Consider the following 17694-nt stretch of genomic DNA (forward strand, 5'->3'; position numbering starts at 1 on the left):
CGGTAGGGCCTGACCGGGCTTGGCTTAGTGAGCGGTCAGGCGGCGCGTCGAAACAGGACGTTGTTCTCCAGGTGAATGTGCTCGTGCAAGTCCGTCTCGAGCGCGGCGAGCCCGTGCCAGAGCGCGTTCCACGTGTTGCAGGCGCCCGCGGGGACGCGGAACTCGTCGGTCAGCTCGCGGATACGGTGAAGTTCCTGGCCGACACGGGTGTGATCGTCGACGAACGCCTGCACGTCCGAGGTCCCATCGGAAGCGGCGCGAAGAAGGGCAGGAAAGAGCGACTGCTCTTCCTCAGTCAGGTGCTGATCGAGCTCGCCCTTGAGCCGAAGAAAGCTCTCGAGCAACGCGCCGAGACGTTCTGGGTCCTTGTCCCCGTGAACGCGGAAGACCTTGCGTGCCATCGATTCGAGTCGGGGGAGCTCTTCGCGAAGGGGCTCGTGATACCGCTCGACGATGTGAGCGACCAGCTCGGCGAGGGGCGCCTCGTTCCAGGGTGCGGTCACGGAGGAGGCGGCGGGTGAAGTGATCTCGCGCTCGATCTCCTCGAGGACCTCCGTGGTGTCGACGTTGCGCTTCGCGCAGGCGTCGGCGAGCGCCACGCCGCCTCCGCAGCAGAAGTCGATGCCATGGCGGGCGAAGACGCGGGTTGCGAGGGGATGGTGGGCGGCGATGTCGCCGACTCGGGACTGAGGGCTTAGGTTCATGGCGTGGCTCTCCTTGGTGGTCCGGTGGTGGCTGAAGCGCGGCCACCCGCACGCCGATCATGTGGTTGACGGGAGATATTGTCAAGTATAAAGTCACAACAAGCATGATAAATGATAGCCATGTCTCGAGCCCTTCGGGAATCCGCGGTCCCGGCTTGGTCTACCCTCGGTTCTTCCTGGTTGCGATCTGCATCACGCTGACCGCCGGCTCGACCTGGGGCGCCTGGCTGTTGCTGCGTATCGCGCGGGCTCGAGACTTCTCCGCGCCCTCCATCTTCGAGATCAACGCCCACGGCCAGGCGCAGATTTACGGCTGGATGGGGCTGTTCATCCTGGGCTTTGCGCTCCAGATGTTCCCGTCATTCTGGGGAGCGCAGCTCGCGGCACCCCGGCTTGCGCGAGCCCTTCTCTTGGTGATGACGCTCGCGATCCTCGTGCGCGCGGTCACTGAGGCCCGACCAGTAGGCCGCTGGGGCGAGCTGGCAATCGGAGCCGGAGCGCTTCAGCTTGCGGTGATTGCGATCTTTGTCGCGATTCTCTCAGCGACAGCGCGTCGAAGCACATCGCGCTGGCGGGTCGCCGATCGCTTTCTCGCGGCCGGACTCGTCTGGTTCCTGCTGGCCGCCACTCTGGACCTCTATCACCTCGTTCACACCGTCGGAGCCCCAGGGCGCGATGCGCTGCTCGCCGAGATCGCCACATGGCAGCTGCCGCTGCGCGACTTGCAGATCCACGGCCTGGCCGTGTCGATGATCCTCGGCGTCTCGCTGCGCGTCTTGCCTGGCTTGTTTGGCACCCCGATGGCAGACGAGTCACGGGCAGGCCGGCTCTTCTGGCCGCTCCAATTCGCCATCGTCGGCGAAGTGGTGCTCTTCCCGCTCGCGATGGCGACCAGGCAGCCGGTGTTCCTCCTCTTCTACTGGATCGCGACGGTTGTCTTCTCGATCGTCACGCTAGTTGCAGTATCGAATCTCCGAGCCCTCTTGCGCCCTCGCTACGACCTGCCACGACTTTCGCCGCTCGCTTTCGTGCGCGCAGCCCACATCTGGCTGGGTGTGTCCCTCGTCATGCTGGTCGCCGGGCCGTTCTGGTCGCGTGCGCTCGGTCTCGCCTTTTCGCACGCCTGGCATGGCGCAACCCGTCATGCGATCACGGTCGGGTTCATCAGCCTGATGATGATTGGCGTCGCATCCCGCATCGCACCCCGACCGACTGGGAGTGGCGCTGCGGGCGCCGCCATGCCGCTCGGACCTTTCGTCTTACTCAATCTGGGTTGTGCCGTGCGGGTGAGTCAACAGGTCCTCACGGATCTTTCCCCCTCGGCCTTCCTCCCGGCCGGTGTCTCGGGCCTTCTCGAGGTCTCGGGACTCGCGTGGTGGGCAATCTGGATCGTTCCGCGCCTCGCTCGCGCCAGCCGTCCGCTCGCGACGGCGAGGGCGGTCATGGCCGAGGCGTCGGGTAGCGTTTTCGAGGGCCGCTGAGCGCGCCCGCTTCTCCTGGAGGAGAACGACGGTGTACGGAGTCATCCTGCTACTGCACATTCTGGCCGCCACGGTGTGGACAGGTGGCCACCTGGTCCTCGCAATCACGATTCTGCCGAGGGTGCTGCGCGAGCAGGCGCCGGCGCGGCTACTCGACTTCGAGTCCGCTTACGAGCGAATCGGCATGCCGGCGCTGCTCGTGCAGGTAGCCACCGGCCTCTGGCTCGCGCACAGGATGGTGCCGGAGCTCTCGCGATGGCTCTCCTTCGCCGACCCGGTCGCGACCCTCGTCGGTGTGAAGCTCGTGCTGCTTGCGACCACCGTCGGCTTCGCGCTCGATGCGCGCCTGCGAGTGATCCCGCACCTCTCCGAGAAGAATCTGACCGCACTTGCTTGGCACATCGTCCCGGTGACGACCGTCTCGGTCCTCTTCGTTGTCGTTGGCGTTTCGTTCCGAACTGGCTGGTTCTACTGATCTCGGGGCCCAGGAATCGCCCGTCTCACCCTTCGGTCGCATGAATCGGCGCCCGGGATGTCGCCTACTAGACCCTCGGGGGGTTCTGGCCTACTTCCGCCAGTAATCGTTGGCGGCGGCGACGGTGTGGAAGTTGATGGCCACGACCTGCGAGGCGGCGGTCAGGGCTTCGGCCGAGTTCGCGTAGTCCGGGCGCAGTCGTTTCAGGATCTCGACGTCGGGTTGGGTGTACTTGACACCGCGTCGGCTGAGGGTGATGGCGAGCTCGAAGCCCTCCTGTGGCGTCGCGGTGATTAGGGAAGGAAGCCAAGTCTCGGTCACGGCAAGACCTCCTGTTCGAGGGGGGTGCGGGCCACCGCACCCGTGCCGGGTACGGGCGGTCCGGATCGGACGCGTCGCGAGTCTCCACGTCGCGACGCAGCGCGAAGCGATCGAACGCCGGTCACGATGACGAGCAGGACGATCGCAGGCGAGACTCGCAGGAGCCAGGATCCGGTGAGTCGTTGTTGCGCAAGATTGAAGGTGCCGCACAGGAGCGCTGAATAGCTCGTGTAGACGAACCCCAGCGCGATCGTCATCGCGGCGCCGTAGATCCCGAGCACGCCGCGGATGACGAACGGCATGCCTCTCCAGCTCGCGGCGAGCGCGGCCCCGGCCAGGAATAGCGAGGCGTGCATGAGCTGGTCGGCGATGCCGCTGGTGCGGATTGCGTCGACCGAGCGCGGGATCATCCAGAAGGCGAAGGTGCCGAGCGCCCAGGCGAGCCCCGTCAGGCCGTGCGGGTTGCCGAGGGACCAGACCCGACCGGTTCGGTGGATCGCGAGGATTCCGAGCGTGGCCCACACTGGAATGGCGAGCAGGACGAGTCGCGGCATGGTCCCGTCGAGCCATCGATCGAGCGGGGAAAGACTCAAGGCGAGCGCGAACGCGACGATCCAGACGAGGCGCCTCATCCAACGATCCCGCGCACGCTCGAGGCGAGCTGGTCCAGGCCCTCGTCCGCCGACAGGATGCGCACGACACTCCCGGTCGGGTCGATCACGAAGATGTCAACTCCATGGTTGATCAGGCCGTCGGGGCGTCGGTAGACCCAGATTCCGAGCTGGCGCAAGAGCTCGTCGTCGCGGGTCCCATCTGCCGGGGTCACGAACGACCAGTTGGAGGGGGCGCCGTAGGCCTCCCAGACGGTTCGCAGTCGGTCGGGGGTGTCGCGATCGACACTGATGCTGACGGCTCTCAGGTGGCTCGGTGGGATGTCAGAGAGTGCCGCTGCCAGTCTCTGGAGTCGGGACATTGCGATCGGACAGACGTCCGGGCAGCGCAGGTACATCGCCTGAACGAGCCGAAACCCTCCCTCCTCGGCACCGAGGTCGAATTCGCGTCCCGCCTGGTCGATGACCTCGAATCGGGGTGCCGGTCGAGGTAGCGGCCCGGGGGCCACTCGTGCCGCGGAGAAGGACGTGACCACGGAGAAACCATGCGTCCACCAAGCCCCGAGGGCGATCCATGCTCCGGCGACAAGAATCACCGGCAGGTAGGACCCCGCCTTGCGGGAACCTGGGCGGGATAAGAAGGAGTTCATTCGTCCGGGTTCGCAGACCGCCGGCGGCCGAGGACGAGTGAGACGCAGAAGATCAGGGCTCCCACTAGGAAGACGCTACCGGCTCCGGCCCCCCACTTCGCGAGCTCGGTTGCCCGCTCGACGAGCCAGGGGTAGGGGATGGTCTGGTAGGTGGCGAAGCGGCGCGGTACGGAGTCCATCCCACCGAGAAAGAACATGAGAACGAAGGTGTAGCCCCCCGCGACCATGACCGCCAGACCGACCTTGGCGAGTCGCTCGGCGCCGGAACGCAGAAGCTGGAAGAGGAAGCCGAGCAGGATCAGGACGTACCCGACCAGGAAATAGGTGTGGAAGTGCGCCGGTACCCAGAGCGTGTTGTGGAAGACCAGGTTGACGGCAATCGTCGAGTCCACCACCGCGGTGATGCCGCCCAGGACCCATCCGAGGATTCCCAGCGTGAACGCCGCCGGAACGAAGCTCCAGCGCAGTCCAGAGCGGTGGATCTGACTGCCGAGCCCGAAGACGGTCACGGCGGTGGCGGGTACCGCTGATCCGTAGGAGGCGATCTGGCCGAGGACCTGGAGAGCGAGCGGCTGCGCGAAGTCCATGTAGAGGTGGTGAAAGTAGGCGAAGAGGATGAACAGGAGCGTCGCGTTCCAAGCCAGAACAACCGTTCTCGTGACCTTCCAGGGGCGGCCTGTGAATCCGGGCATCAACTCGTAGATCACACAGATTCCGCAGTACATCGCGACGTTGACGATGGTGTGGCCGAACATGAACATGCTGTTCTTGAGCAGCAGGGGATCGAACTCGGTCGCGGGTGCGAACCACTTGAAGAGGTACATCATGAGCGTGGCGGCCCCGACGATGGTCCCCAAGATCCCGGCGACGGCGCAGACCGATGCGATGAGGACGGCCGCCGGAACGGGTGCTCCATCCTGGCGCCGGAATCGATCCCAGGCGAACATCCGGCCGATGCCGTACTCGGCCGCGAGTGCCCGGAGGATGTCGAGCTGGGCGACGAGCCAGGCGAGGCCCATTGCCATCAGGGCAATGATCGTGGCGCCCGTGGCCCAGGAGGGCCAGGTGGCCTTGAGGAAGGGTAGCGGGTAGAGGGCATACCATCCCGCCGCAAACTTCCCGACCAGAGTCGCGACGAGGAGCGCCACGGCGCCGGCGACGAACAGCGCATAGGCGATCCACATCGCGGCACGGCTCGGGCGGGCATAGCGCGCCGCGACGAACCAGACCATTGCGATCCCCGCTGCGAAGAGCGAGCCGGCCATGCCGAGACCGTGCATCGTCATGATCGCGTAGAAGTCCGGGAAAGAGAGCGACACGACAGCGCCTTGGGAGAGGCGCATGGTGATGCCCAGCACCACCATGAGGAGAAAGACCGCCAGCATGGTCGTAAGCCAAGTGGCGACCAGCCGTTGGTCGCGAGCGGCGGGTTCGCGCGTTTCAGCTCGAGCGCTCATTGGACAGAGATCTCCGCCATCATGATCGTGTGGGCGGCGCCGCAGTACTCGAGGCAGAGGACGTGGTACGTCCCGGGCTCCTCGAAGCGAACGCGCAGGTGGTTGACGTATCCGGGCATCGCCTGGGTCTGGGCGACGAGCCGGCCATCTGGGTCGTAGATACCGAAGCCGTGATTCACGTCCTTCGACGTGACGGCGAACTCAACCAGCTTCCGCGCGGGGAGCACCAGGGGATGCCCGACGCTCTGGCCGTCGGCCTGAAAATCCCAGGCCCACATCCAGCCGACGACGTCGATCTTCTTGTCCGGCGTCTCCAGGGCAGAGCGGACATAGGGGGTCCGCGCGAGCGTCAGGAAGAGCAGGAGAGCGAGCCCGGCGATTAGCGCGACGGCGTAGTACCGCCGCACGCGGTAGACGGTCGCCGGTGCGTCCGCCTTCCGTGACGCGGCTCGCCGCATGACGAAGAGCGTGATGCCGATGACGATGAGCGAAAGGACGAGCGATAGGAGCGCGGCCTTAAGCTGGATCATGGTTTGCCCCGTCTTCCTGGCAGCTGCGGAGAGGAGCCGTCGACCGAGCCCGGAGTCGAGCCGGATCGACGCGGAACAACCGCTCGCCCCTGCCTGGGCGGACCGGCGCTCCGGTGCGTCCGGCGGCGAAGGAAGTCGCGCAGGACGATCGCGTTGTTGTGCTCCGTGTCGCGAGCGGCGTAGAGGAGAGTGATCGGCCGGTCGTGGAGCGCGGCACGGAGCGGTTCCCAGGCTTCCGGGCGAGCACGAAGCTCGAGCTCGTAGCGCTGTCGGAACGCGGGCCACCGATCGGCGCGATGGTCGAACCATTGCCGCAGCTCCCGGCTCGGTGCGACCTCGGGGGACCAGGTCACGCCTGCGAGGTCGGACTTACGGAGACCCCGCGGCCAGAGCCCGTCGACGAGGAAGGCACGACCAAGCGCCTGCGGGGAGCGCTCATACACGCGCTCGATCGCGATCGTGACGGCCGCTGTCTTCTTGGCAGTTGTCATGATTAACAGCATTTTAAGCTTGACAATGAAGCCCGTCAAGCCTACGCTTTCGTTGGAAGGTCGAAGATGCCGATGAGCTCCCCAGTCAGCGTTTCACCTCGAGATGTCGTCCCACGCCGGCCCGCGGTCTCCGTTCCACCGCGTCGGGAGATCCCGTCGATTCCAGGGTCGGGCAGGTCTGCGAGCCAGCCGGTAGGCATCGACCGAAGGCAGTTGGATCGGTGGGAGAACGAAGGGGGCGCTCTTGGTTCTGACGCCAGGGGTGGCCCACGGGCTTTCCTCGGAGGGGGAGGCGCCGGATGACTGTCGTCCCCTTCCGCCTGGAGGATCCAGGATCCGCGGTGAAAGAGCAGCCCGCCGGCCCGCTGAGCCAAGATGCAAAGTCGGTCATTCCCGAGGCGCTGGATCTGCGGCACGCATACTCGCTCATGCACTTGGCGAGAGTCCTCGACGACAAGGCTCCGAACTATCTGAAGCAGGGGCTCGGCTGGTCGTACCACGCGCCGTGCGCTGGCCACGACGGAATCCAGATTGCGCTCGGTCTCACGTTTCGGCAGGGCCAGGACTACCTGTTCCCCTACTACCGCGACCTCGCGACCTGTCTGGCGGCCGGAATTTCGGTTGAGGAGATCCTGCTCAACGGACTATCGAAGCGCGATGACGTCGCCGCCGGCGGCCGGCACATGTCCAATCACTTCGCGAAGCCCGCGATCGGAATCCAGAACGTCTCGTCGTGCGTCGCCAACCACGCTCAGCACGCTGCGGGTCTGGGCCGCGCGATCGTGACCTACGACTCGGATGCGATCGTTTTCTGCTCGCTGGGCGAGTCCTCGACTTCCGAGGGCTACTTCTATGAGGCTGTCAACGGCGCCTCGCGCGAGAAGCTCCCGGTGGTCTTCGTCGTCCAGGACAATGGTTACGGAATCTCCGTTCCGAAAAGCGACCAGACTGCCAATCGTTTCGCTTCGGACAACTTCGCCGGCTTCCTCAACCTCGAGATTCTCCACTGCGACGGAACCGATCTCGTCGACTCGATGCGCGCCTTGCGGGCTGCCGTGCGCTATGTCGCCTCCGGTGCGGGGTGTGCCCTGGTCCACGCGGAGTGCGTGCGCATCCACTCGCATTCGAACTCGGATCGGCACGAGCTCTACCGCAGTCGCGAGGAGCTCGACAAAGCCCGAGCGCGGGATCCGCTCGCGCGGCTCCGTGCGCGCGTGATCGAGGAGGGAGTGGCCACCAAGGACGAGGTCGCGGCGATCGAGAGCGAGAACTTCCGGATCTACGAAGAGTGTGCCGATCGAGTTCGCCGCGCGCTCGATCCTGATCCGGCAACGGTCCTCGATTTCGTCGTACCGGATCCCTGGCAACCCGAGGGCGATGGCCTCGCGGAGGTCGACTGGACCCCTGCCGAGGCGGCGGGGACGGCCCTGCCCGAGATGTCGTTCATCGAGGCACTCAACTCGACGCTCAAAGAGCTCTTCCGCGAGAACCCGGACACCTATCTGTGGGGGCAAGACGTCGCGAACAAGGACAAGGGTGGCATCTTCAACGTCAGCAAAGGGCTGCAGCAGGAGTTCGGAGCGCGCCGAATCTTCAATGGCCCGATCGCCGAGGACTACATCCTCGGCACCGCCGATGGCTTCTCGCGGTTCGACGAGCGCATCCGCGTCGTGGTCGAGGGCGCGGAGTTCGCGGACTACTTCTGGCCGGCGGCCGAGCAGATGGTGGAGATGTCGCACGAATTCTGGCGTACCCGCGGCCAGTTCGTGCCCAACGTCACCATCCGCCTCGCCTCGGGCGGATATATCGGAGGTGGCCTCTATCACTCGCAGAACATCGAAGGGTGGCTCGCCACGCTGCCCGGGATCCGGATCGTAACGCCGGCCTTCGCCGACGATGCAGCCGGATTGCTTCGGACGGCCGTCCGCTCCCGCGGAATCACGGTCTATCTCGAGCCGAAGTTCCTCTACAACGCACGTACGGCGCGAGCCCACGTTCCGCCCGGCTTCTGCGTGCCATTCGGCAGGGCGCGGCGGCGCCGCGCTGGAAGCGAGTTGACGATCGTCACCTATGGCACCGCTGTTCATCTTGCGCTCGAAGCTGCCGAGCACCTGGCCGAGGAAGGCCGGAGCGTCGAGGTCCTCGACCTGCGCTCGCTGGTTCCGCTCGACTGGGAGGCGATCGCCAGGTCCGTGCGGAAGACCTCGCGGGCACTCGTCGTCCACGAGGACAAGGTTCATGGGGGATTCGGTGGGGAGATCGCAGCACAGATCACCTCGAAGCTGTTCGCCTACCTCGACGCGCCGGTCGACAGGGTCGGTTCGGCCTTCACTCCCGTAGGCTTCCACCGGGTGCTGGAGCGTGCGATCCTCCCCGACGTGGATCGAGTTCTCGAGGCGGCGCGGAGGACCCTTGCCTATTGATGCCCGGAGTGGGTCCTTGACTGGCGGAGGTCGGCGCCGCACCTCGAGAGCACGGCGCGAAGCCGCGGCAATCACGACAATGAAAGGAATGGGACCATGAGCAAGGCACTTCCGATCATCGGTCCAGGGATCGGTGAGAGTCAGCGAAGGCTCCTCGAGCTCGTGAAACGCGCCGGAGAGTGCACCCTCGCGGACCTCGAGGCGGGCATGGAGCTCAGCCGAGAGACGCTCCGGATTCACCTGAAGTCTCTTGCCGCGCAGGGACTGGTCGAGCGGTCCGGCGTCCAGCGCGCGGGTCCTGGGCGACCTCATGTGCTCTACCGGCTGACGGCGGCCGGGGACGAGCTGTTTCCGCGCCGTGAGGGAGCGTTGCTACGGGAGTTGGCGAGTTTTCTTCTCGACCAGGGGCAACGCGACCTGCTCGAGGAGTTCTTCGCGGCGCGACTCGCACGGAAGCGCCGCGCGGCCGAGGCGGAGATCGCCGGTCTCGAGGGCCGCGAGCGACTGCAGAAGATCGCCGACATCCTCTCCGAGGACGGATTCCTGGCCGAGATCGTCGACACGGCCAGTGGGCCTCAATTGCGCCTCTGTCACTGCCCGATCCAAGATCTCGTCGCGATCTCGGATCTTCCCTGCCGGTTCGAACTGGCGTTGATCGAGGGCCTGGTGGGAGATCGCCCCGCCCGCGAAGCCTTCATGCCGGAAGGAAGCCACGCGTGCGTCTACTCCATTTCGAGCGCCAGAGCGAAACGCCGGCCGGCGAGCCGGAAGGATCCGGTGGGGAAGCGATCTGCGTGAGCTTCTCCGGTTGCCGCGAAAGTGGACTTCTGAATGCACCTGCTGCGTGCCGGATGGCCTCGGCAGAATGAGCCGGAGGCTCACACCTTCTCGGCGGTGAGCAGGATGCGCACTCTCTACCTCGTCTCCGTCGGATTCCACCTGCTGGCGGCGACGGTTTGGATCGGGTCGATTGCGTTCTTTGGCCTGGTGCTCGTTCCGGCGCTTCGGGCGCCGGACCTGGCGCCCCAGAGAACCCGGTTGCTCACGGTTGTCGGACTCAGGTACCGGTTGGTCGGTTGGCTCTCGCTCGCGATCCTCCTGGTCACCGGACTCTCCAACTTGCGACTGCGCGGGGTTCCCTGGGAAGCGTTGACGGCTGCGGCCTTCTGGACGAGTCCCTGGGGTCGCGTCCTGGCATGGAAGCTCGGGCTGGTCACCCTCCTGATCGCCGTCCATTCTCTTCATGACTTCGTGCTCGGTCCACGGGCGACGCGCCTCCTCGCGCTCGATCCGGGGAGTGAGGAGTCAGCGCGTGCGCGGGCGCAGGCCTCCACTCTGGGCCGATGCGAGCTCGCGATTTCGTTGGCCATCCTGGCCTTGGCGGTGCTCTTGGTTCGAGGTCTACCCTGAGGGGAACTCGATGGGGCCAGCTACTGTCGAGCTGTGGCGAGAGGAAGAAACCCGGCCGTCAGGAGGCGCGGCCGGCGCGCGCGCGAGGCCCAGAGTCGTCGTGGTCGGAGGAGGCTTTGGTGGACTCGCGACAGTCCGAGCCCTTCGCGACGCGCCGGTGGATGTGCTCCTCGTCGATCGCACGAACCATCATCTGTTCCAGCCGCTGTTGTATCAGGTGGCGACCGCCGCGCTCTCTGCGGCGGAGATCGCATCGCCGCTGCGTCAGGTTCTTCAGCGCCAGGACAACGCGACGGTCGTGATGGCGGAGGCCGTCGGCCTCGATCCCGATGATCGCCAGCTTCTTCTCAAGATCGACGGATCGTGCCCGTCACGGATTCGATACGACTACCTCGTGCTCGCGACCGGCGTCCGTCACAGCTACTTCGGACACCCCGGCTACGAGCACTTCGCCCCCGGACTCAAGACTCTGGAGGACGCGACATCCGTCAGGAGCCGGATCCTCTCCGTACTCGAACGCTCGGAAGCCGCCGCTGTCCTTCCTATCGACCGGGGTGACCTGACGCTCGTGCTGATTGGTGCCGGCCCGACGGGCGTAGAGATGGCGGGCGCGCTCGCGGAGCTCACCCGTCAGACGCTCGCGGGAGAGTTCCGCCGGTTCGACCCACAGCATGTGCGGATCCTGCTTCTCGAGGCTGGTCCCCGCATCCTTCCGACTTTTGACGGGGACCTGGCGCGCCGCGCGAGCGAGCGCCTGGTCCATATGGGAGTCGAGATTCGCGATGCAGCGCCGGTCGAGTCCGTGGATGAGCGAGGCGTTCTGGCGGCCGGCGAGCGGATCGCCGCGGATGCCGTGATTTGGACCGCGGGCGTCGCCGCACCCTCGATCGGGGGCTGGATCGGTGCCGAGACCGATCGGGCGGGCCGAATCAGAGTGGAACAGGACTTGTCCGTCCCCGATCGCCCCGAGATCTTCGTGATCGGCGACCTCGCATTTCACAGCCAAGATGGAAGGCCCTTGCCCGGAGTGGCGCAGGTCGCGCTGCAAGGGGGGCGCTACGTCGCGCGGGTGATCGCGAGTCGCGAGCTTGGGCGCAGGAGTCCGGGTCCATTCCGCTATCGAGACCTGGGCAACCTGGCTGTGGTCGGCCGCAACTTCGCGCTCTTCGAACGCGGTCGCGTGCGACTGGCCGGCTGGTTGCCCTGGCTGCTCTGGGCGACGCTCCATCTCGGTCAGCTCGCTCTGTTCAACAACCGCCTGCTCGTCTTCTCCCAGTGGGTCTGGTCCTATTTCACGTGGCAGCGTGGATCGCGGCTGATTCATTGACGGAAGGGCTTCGGCACATCGATCGTGGCAGGCTGCGAGCTCGAGCGAGTCGCTCCGGATCGAGCTGGCAACGTCCGCTGCGCGAGGCCGAGGCCTGAGGGCGCTCGCTGTGCACGTGCCTGGATGCCCGGCAGCGGGCCGAGGTCTCGCACCGGCACGAGGGCGCAGTGTGCGGCTCAAGCCGTGAGGCCGCAGGCCCGGCGGATCTCCTCCATGATGGCCTTCGCCTCAGCAGCCGCACGCTGACTGCCCGAGTGTAGAACCGATTCGACGAAGCCGAGATCGCGCAGGAGCTCCGCGCGGCGTAGCCGGGCCAGACGAAACGTGTCGAGGATGAGCCCGAGCAGCCGCTTCTTGAGCGCGCCATAGCCCTGGCCTCCCTCGGTGAAGAGTCGGCGAGTATCCGGCCATCCGTCGGGTGGGGTCAGAAGATGGAGGAGCGAGAAGAGCGGTCCCCGTGTCGGCTTGGGGGCGTCGAGGGGCGTCGAGTCGGTGACGATCGACATCACGGAGCGATGCAACTCGGCTTCCGGCGCGAAGGGCTCGATGACGTTGCCGTGAGACTTCGACATCTTGCGTCCGTCGATCCCGGGCACCAAGTCCGCTCCGGGTTGGAGAATCGGCTCGGGAAGACGTAGCAGGCTCTTGCCGTGCGCCTGGTTGAAGGCCAGAGCGAGGTCGCGCGTCATCTCGAGGTGCTGCGCCTGGTCTCGTCCTACCGGCACACGTTCGGCACCGAGACTCAAGATGTCGGCCGCCATGAGCACCGGATAGGCGAACAGGCCGTGCGTCGGTGCCAAGCCACGCGCGACCTTGTCCTTGTAGGAGTGGCCGCGTCGCAGCAGCCCCATCGGAGTCACGGTGGACAGAATCCAGGCGAGCTCCGTGACCTGCGGCAGGCTCGACTGTCGGTAGACGGCCACGCGAGCCGGGTCGAGGCCGAGCGCGAGGTAGTCGATGGCGATCTCGAGGGTCTGCGAGCGCAGGAGTGCGCCATCACGTATCGTCGTCAGCGCATGGAGGTCGGCGATGAAGAAGAAGCAGTCGTGGGTGGGCTCGCTCTGGAGGTCGAGAAACTGACGAACGGCTCCCAGGTAGTTTCCCAGGTGCAGCCTCCCGGTGGGCTGGACGCCCGCGACGATGCGCATCGGGCTCCTCCGTCCAGGAGCGTGAGGTCCACCGCAGCCTGCGGCGTGCGTGGTGCCTGGCGGGCCGGGCCTTGCTGGCGCCGAAAGTGTCAACCCGGCAGGCGGCCGATGAGATTCGCCGTACGGAAGGGGCCAGGAGCTTCGATCAGAGACCGCGCCGCGTCGACCTGACCCCACGTGTTCCATAGCAGCACCCCGCGGACGCGCCCTTTCGCCAGGTAGTAGACGACGCCCTCGCGGAACGGCTCCTTCCAATCGGCGACGATCTCGTGTCGTGGGTCGAGCTCCCCGACGGCCTCGTAGCCGAGGTCGAACAGGTCGGAGTAGAAGAACGGCAGGTGATTGTACGGCGACTCGTCACCCGCCATGGCCCGTCCCGCGGCACGGCCCGTCGACAAGGCGTTGTCTTCATGCTCGACGCGAATGCGGTGCCCCAGCGCAGGTGAGGGAAAGCGCGCGGCGTCGCCCGCCGCGAAGACTGCGGGATGGCTGGTTCTCAGCCGCTCGTCCACCACGATCCCGTCGTCGACCTCGAGCCCGGCCGAGGCCGCGAGGTCGGTCTCGGGGACGATTCCGAGTCCTGCAACGACGGCATCCACCTCTCGGTGGAGATTCTCGCCGGCTTCGAGCTCGTAATGCTCCCCCTTCTTGATCAAGTCGGTCACCTTCCGACCGGGGAGGACCTCGACGCCCTTCTCCCCGAAGTAGCTCACCAGGAACCGGGCGAGGTCGACGGGAAAGACGCGTGAGCCGATCCCCTCCTCGGGGAAGAGCATGGTCACCGACCGTCCTTGCGACGCCAGCGCTGAAGCTATCTCGGAGCCGATGAAGCCTCCACCAATCACCGCGAAACGGGCGCCGCGGTCGGCGAGCGCGCGCAAGCGGCGATAGTCCGCGAGGTTGCGAAAGTAGACGACCCCGTCGCCGCCGAACGGCAGGCGGCGGGGCCTCCCACCTGTCGCGAGGAGGAGCTTCTCGAATCGGTAGGCTGTGCCCCGGTCGTCGAGCACCGTCTGGGCCGCAAGGTCGAGTGCCGTGACTCGGCGGCCGAGATGGAGCTCGACGCCAGAATGCTCGGTACCGCGCCAGATTCCCTCGAGCGGTTCGTCCTTCCAGAGCCCCTTCGAGAGCGGCGGCCGGGCGTATGGGGGGTCCATTTCTGCTCCGATCAGGCCGATAGCACCTGAGTCGTCGAGCTCGCGAATACCACGTACGGCGGCGTCGGCTGTCATGCCACCGCCGACGATCAGGTAGGGGTAGTAAAGCATCGCCGTTCCTCCGTGTTCCTAGGCTGCTGGATCGCTTCGGTGCGTGAGTTCATCGTCGGGGCGCGGAGCGCCGCGTTCGGACTCCAGCGCCCGCACACGCAGTCGCAGCGCCTTCTCACGAGCGAAGCGCTCGGATACGTCGCGAACGATCGCGATGACCCACTCGACCGGTTGGCCAGGTCCGGGGAGCAGTTGGATCGAAAACTCGATGGACAACTGTCGGCCGTCCTTGTGGAGCGCAGGCACGGCGAGGAGCCGCCCGTCTCCGTACCGCGTGTGCCCGGAGCGCATCGTAACCGCCCAACCGGCCCAGTGCCGGCTTCGGAGCCGCTCCGGGATGACGAGGTCAAGCGAGGCGCCGATGGCCTCGTCGGCGCGATATCCGAAGAGACGCTCCGCCCCAACGTTCCAGAAGCGGAGGATGCCGAGCCGATCGCAAACGAGGATCGCCTCGGGCGTCCCAGCGAGGAGCCGATCACCGAGGTCCTCGCGGCTCAACGATTTCGGGCTTTGGGGTGAGCTCCGCTGCATTTCTTCCAAGTCCATCCTAGGGCGCCGTGAGGGTGAAGTGTTCGTAGTTGCGCGCGATGAAGTGGCGCCACTTTTCCGGCACCTCCTCTTGTGGGTAGATGGCCTGTACCGGGCAAGCGTCGACACAGAGCCCGCAGTCGATGCACTCCTCCGGGTGGATGAAGAGCATCTCCCAGTCTTCGTCCTTGCCGTAGATGCAGTCGACCGGGCAGACGTCGACGCAGGCGGTGTCCTTCACGCCGATGCAGGGCTCGGTGATGATGTGGGGCATCTCTCGCCTCCAGTCTCCGGGTTCAGCGCGGCGCTCGGCCTCCCCCGGCGAGTACGAAGCGTAGACTTGACGCTCCTAGTTGTCAAGTTTATACTCACGTTAAACATGACAAAGGCCCGAGAGCTCAGCCTGCGCAACGCTGCAATCAAGGAGATCGGTATGAACCTCATCACCCCTAGACTTCGCTTTCCTTCACCTATGTGGCTCGCATGCTTGATGTGGATCGCCCTCGTGTCGGTGCCGAGGATCACCCTCGCTCACTGCGACACCCTGGAAGGGCCCGTGGTGTCGGCGGCCCGAGAGGCGCTCGAGACGGGGAAGGTGGAACCCGTACTGCCTTGGGTCGAGCCGAGTCATGAACAGACGGTACGGGATGCTTTCGGACAGACGCTCGCCGTACGGGCTCTGACCCCCGAAGCCCGCACGCTCGCGGACCGGTTCTTCTTCGAGACCGTGGTTCGCCTTCATCGAGAAGGCGAAGGCTTCCCGTACACCGGACTTGCGCCGGCGGGTACGCCGGTAGAACCGATCATCGCCATGGCGGACCGGGCGATCGACTCGGGTGCCACCGATGGGCTCGTTGAATCTCTGGAGGCCGCCCTTGCGAACGGAGTGCGTCAGCGCCTTGCCACCGTCCGCGAGGCGAAGGTGCATGCGAGGGAGTCCGTGGCCGCGGGACGCGAGTACGTCGCGGCCTACGTCGAGTTCACCCACTACGTCGAAGCGCTCGATGCGGCGGCCGTTGGCCATGGTGGCGGCCGCGAAGACTCCGGCGAGCCCGGAGACTCACACCTCCACGACTAGGGATGCCGGTCGCCGGACGCTCTGGCTACCGTTCGGACGACTTCGCGTTCGGTCACCACGATCGACATGGGGAGATCGTGCGCGGAGACTGGCAGCTCCTGGTACAGCAGATCAGCCGGTGTCAGGCCGACGGCAAGAACCCGATGACGAGACAGAAACCGATCAAAGTAGCCGCTCCCGTGCCCGAGACGGTATCCGCGTCGGTCGAACGCGAGGCCGAGAACAAGTGCGACGTCGACTCTCTGAGCGATCTCCGAATCGACGAGCTCGTGAGTACCTCGAGGAGGTTGCATCAGCCCGAACGACAACGTTCGAAGCTGGCACGGGTAGGGGTGGACGTGAAGCTGGCGATCTCGCGGTTCGGCTCTCGGAACGAACACGGACCTCCCGCTCTGGAGGAGTCGGTCGGTCAAATCCCAGGTATCGACCTCGGGACCGAAAGAGAGGCAGATGAGGACTCCCTCGGCTCCTTCGATCTCGGGAAGCTCGAGGACGGACTCGGCGATGCGAGTCGATACGGCACGAAGCCGCGCGGACTCGACGGACTCCTGGTGCGCCCGCGCGACAGAGCGCAGTCGATTCTTCGCCAACGCGATCGCACCGCTCCGGCTCGCCGGTTCGGAAGCGTCATCGGGGAGCTCGGCCGCTGGTTTCTTCACGATCGTGCGATCTCCTCAGGCCGATCCTGCCACGAGGATGATGGCAGACCCAGCACCTGGCAATGCGGCCAGTGCCGACGATGAGAACGAGGAAGACATGAACATCGTAGACATTCTGACTCGCGAACACGACGACCTGCGAAGCGCCATGGCTCGTCTGGCCGGGAACGGCTCGCGCTGGCCTGAGGCCGAAGCATTCGCGCGGGCGCTCGAGCTGCACGCGCGGCTGGAGGACGACCTCCTGTTCGTCGAGCTGGAAGCGAAGCTGCCGACCGACAACGGTCCTCTTCCGGTGATGCGGGCCGAGCATGCGGAAATCGAGGACGGCCTGGCACGACTGGAGAGCCTGGAGGACACCGCCCCCGAATGGCGTCCACTTCTGACCCGGGTGCTCGGAGTCGCAAGGAGCCACTTCGAGAAGGAGGAGCGCGTTCTCTTCGCCTTCGCTTCCCACCAGATCGAAGCCTCGCGTCTCGAGGCGCTCGGCGAGCAATTTGAGAGGGCGAGGCACGCTGCCAAGTCCGCGTCGCAGTAGGACAACCCGATTGGAACGAACCGGGCGAACAGGCGCCTGGTCCAGCGATCCGGGGTGGACAGCAACTGAGGGGGCGATCGTCGAACGTTAGGTCGTCCGGTCTCCGCGCAGGACGTCTGCGGCGACCCCTTCGGAGCTCTTGTCAGGCCTCGGAGGGGCTCCTCAATGCCAGTTCGTGCAGCTCGAGGCGCTGCCTCATGTCCGGTTCCTGCTTGAGCCATTGGACGTTGAGGATTCCTCCCGGGAACGGTTGGCCGGTCTGCTGGAGCGCGACTTCACCGAGGCAGAGGCTCCAGCCTTCCAGCCAGGCACTCAGCTCGTGCCTCTGTGGTTCGGAGCCTGCGAAGACCACGTACAGATCGATATCACTCCCCGGGCCTGCGTGACCGCGCGCCGTGCTGCCCCCTAGAAAAATCCGGGAGACACCGAAACGCGTCGGGTCCATCTGATCGGCGAGGGCGGCGGCGAAGCGCTCACGCCACGCCCAGTGGTTTCGCTTGGCGGCTGTCCGCTCGCCCAGGAGCTCGGTGTGCTTCCACTCTAGATACTCGCTCAAGCGCGACGCGATGCGACGCAGGAGCTCTTCTTCCTCGGCGAG

General features: G+C 65.8%; 20 protein-coding genes. 8 read left to right on the forward strand and 12 right to left on the reverse strand.

What is annotated here, in order from left to right:
• Window positions 1–35: 35 nt before the first annotated feature.
• Complete coding sequence (gene ric, locus IPJ17_00290) at window positions 36–704, reverse strand: iron-sulfur cluster repair di-iron protein (protein QQR74082.1); 669 nt, start codon at window positions 702–704, stop codon at window positions 36–38.
• 155 nt (window positions 705–859) lie between these two features.
• Between ric and IPJ17_00295 the strand changes: the two genes are divergently transcribed.
• Window positions 860–2185 carry an NnrS family protein gene (locus IPJ17_00295; protein QQR74083.1) on the forward strand — a complete coding sequence of 442 codons (1326 nt, stop codon included), beginning with the start codon at window positions 860–862 and terminating at the stop codon, window positions 2183–2185.
• Window positions 2186–2216: 31 nt separating this feature from the next.
• Window positions 2217–2660, forward strand: coding sequence for a copper resistance protein CopD (locus IPJ17_00300; GenBank protein QQR74084.1), 444 nt, complete (start codon window positions 2217–2219; stop codon window positions 2658–2660).
• A gap of 90 nt (window positions 2661–2750) precedes the next feature.
• Here IPJ17_00300 and IPJ17_00305 read toward each other — a convergent pair whose 3' ends face one another.
• The 5 genes from IPJ17_00305 to IPJ17_00325 form a co-directional block, all read right to left on the reverse strand.
• A complete protein-coding gene (locus tag IPJ17_00305) occupies window positions 2751–3551 on the reverse strand; it encodes a hexameric tyrosine-coordinated heme protein (GenBank protein ID QQR74085.1) in 801 nt (266 codons plus the stop codon).
• 58 nt (window positions 3552–3609) lie between these two features.
• Window positions 3610–4242, reverse strand: coding sequence for an SCO family protein (locus tag IPJ17_00310; GenBank protein ID QQR74086.1), 633 nt, complete (start codon window positions 4240–4242; stop codon window positions 3610–3612).
• Window positions 4239–5699 (reverse strand): cbb3-type cytochrome c oxidase subunit I, encoded by a 1461-nt coding sequence (locus IPJ17_00315; protein ID QQR74087.1) that lies wholly within the window; start codon window positions 5697–5699, stop codon window positions 4239–4241. The genes IPJ17_00310 and IPJ17_00315 overlap by 4 nt, the downstream gene beginning before the upstream one ends.
• Window positions 5696–6157 carry a cytochrome c oxidase subunit II gene (locus IPJ17_00320; protein ID QQR76041.1) on the reverse strand — a complete coding sequence of 154 codons (462 nt, stop codon included), beginning with the start codon at window positions 6155–6157 and terminating at the stop codon, window positions 5696–5698. Before IPJ17_00320 ends, IPJ17_00315 begins: the two co-directional genes overlap by 4 nt.
• 68 nt (window positions 6158–6225) lie before the next feature.
• Window positions 6226–6720: a DUF488 family protein gene (locus tag IPJ17_00325; protein QQR76042.1), complete on the reverse strand. Its 495-nt coding sequence runs from the start codon at window positions 6718–6720 to the stop codon at window positions 6226–6228.
• 299 nt (window positions 6721–7019) lie between these two features.
• Here IPJ17_00325 and IPJ17_00330 point away from each other — a divergent pair, with 299 nt between their 5' ends.
• The 4 genes from IPJ17_00330 to IPJ17_00345 all read left to right on the forward strand — a co-directional run bounded on the left by IPJ17_00330 (window position 7020) and on the right by IPJ17_00345 (window position 11880).
• Window positions 7020–9143, forward strand: coding sequence for a 2-oxoisovalerate dehydrogenase (locus IPJ17_00330; GenBank protein QQR74088.1), 2124 nt, complete (start codon window positions 7020–7022; stop codon window positions 9141–9143).
• A gap of 96 nt (window positions 9144–9239) precedes the next feature.
• Window positions 9240–9941 carry an ArsR family transcriptional regulator gene (locus IPJ17_00335; protein QQR74089.1) on the forward strand — a complete coding sequence of 234 codons (702 nt, stop codon included), beginning with the start codon at window positions 9240–9242 and terminating at the stop codon, window positions 9939–9941.
• A gap of 105 nt (window positions 9942–10046) precedes the next feature.
• Window positions 10047–10553, forward strand: coding sequence for a DUF4149 domain-containing protein (locus IPJ17_00340; GenBank protein QQR74090.1), 507 nt, complete (start codon window positions 10047–10049; stop codon window positions 10551–10553).
• A 10-nt stretch (window positions 10554–10563) separates the two neighbouring features.
• Window positions 10564–11880, forward strand: a complete 1317-nt coding sequence (locus IPJ17_00345) for an NAD(P)/FAD-dependent oxidoreductase (GenBank protein QQR74091.1) — start codon at window positions 10564–10566, stop codon at window positions 11878–11880.
• Between the two features lie 176 nt (window positions 11881–12056).
• Here IPJ17_00345 and trpS read toward each other — a convergent pair whose 3' ends face one another.
• The 4 genes from trpS to IPJ17_00365 form a co-directional block, all read right to left on the reverse strand.
• On the reverse strand, window positions 12057–13028 hold the full coding sequence (trpS, locus tag IPJ17_00350; protein QQR74092.1) for a tryptophan--tRNA ligase: 972 nt from the start codon (window positions 13026–13028) through the stop codon (window positions 12057–12059).
• Between the two features lie 89 nt (window positions 13029–13117).
• Window positions 13118–14296, reverse strand: coding sequence for an FAD-dependent oxidoreductase (locus IPJ17_00355; protein ID QQR74093.1), 1179 nt, complete (start codon window positions 14294–14296; stop codon window positions 13118–13120).
• Between the two features lie 18 nt (window positions 14297–14314).
• A complete protein-coding gene (locus IPJ17_00360; GenBank protein QQR76043.1) occupies window positions 14315–14827 on the reverse strand; it encodes a PAS domain S-box protein in 513 nt (170 codons plus the stop codon).
• A gap of 16 nt (window positions 14828–14843) precedes the next feature.
• A complete protein-coding gene (locus IPJ17_00365) occupies window positions 14844–15098 on the reverse strand; it encodes a ferredoxin family protein (GenBank protein ID QQR74094.1) in 255 nt (84 codons plus the stop codon).
• A gap of 66 nt (window positions 15099–15164) precedes the next feature.
• Here IPJ17_00365 and IPJ17_00370 point away from each other — a divergent pair, with 66 nt between their 5' ends.
• Window positions 15165–15902 (forward strand): hypothetical protein, encoded by a 738-nt coding sequence (locus IPJ17_00370; GenBank protein ID QQR74095.1) that lies wholly within the window; start codon window positions 15165–15167, stop codon window positions 15900–15902.
• Here IPJ17_00370 and IPJ17_00375 read toward each other — a convergent pair.
• A complete protein-coding gene (locus IPJ17_00375) occupies window positions 15899–16561 on the reverse strand; it encodes a 5-formyltetrahydrofolate cyclo-ligase (GenBank protein ID QQR74096.1) in 663 nt (220 codons plus the stop codon). The genes IPJ17_00370 and IPJ17_00375 overlap by 4 nt on opposite strands.
• A 37-nt stretch (window positions 16562–16598) precedes the next feature.
• On the opposite strand from IPJ17_00375, the gene IPJ17_00380 reads away from it, so the two are divergent.
• Window positions 16599–17096, forward strand: coding sequence for a hemerythrin domain-containing protein (locus tag IPJ17_00380; protein ID QQR74097.1), 498 nt, complete (start codon window positions 16599–16601; stop codon window positions 17094–17096).
• A gap of 142 nt (window positions 17097–17238) precedes the next feature.
• On the opposite strand, the gene IPJ17_00385 is transcribed toward IPJ17_00380, so the two are convergent.
• Window positions 17239–17541 (reverse strand): nucleotidyltransferase domain-containing protein, encoded by a 303-nt coding sequence (locus IPJ17_00385; protein ID QQR76044.1) that lies wholly within the window; start codon window positions 17539–17541, stop codon window positions 17239–17241.
• Window positions 17542–17694 lie beyond the last annotated feature (153 nt).

It is taken from the genome of Holophagales bacterium (genome assembly GCA_016699405.1).
GTDB lineage: Bacteria > Acidobacteriota > Thermoanaerobaculia > Multivoradales > JAGPDF01 > JAAYLR01.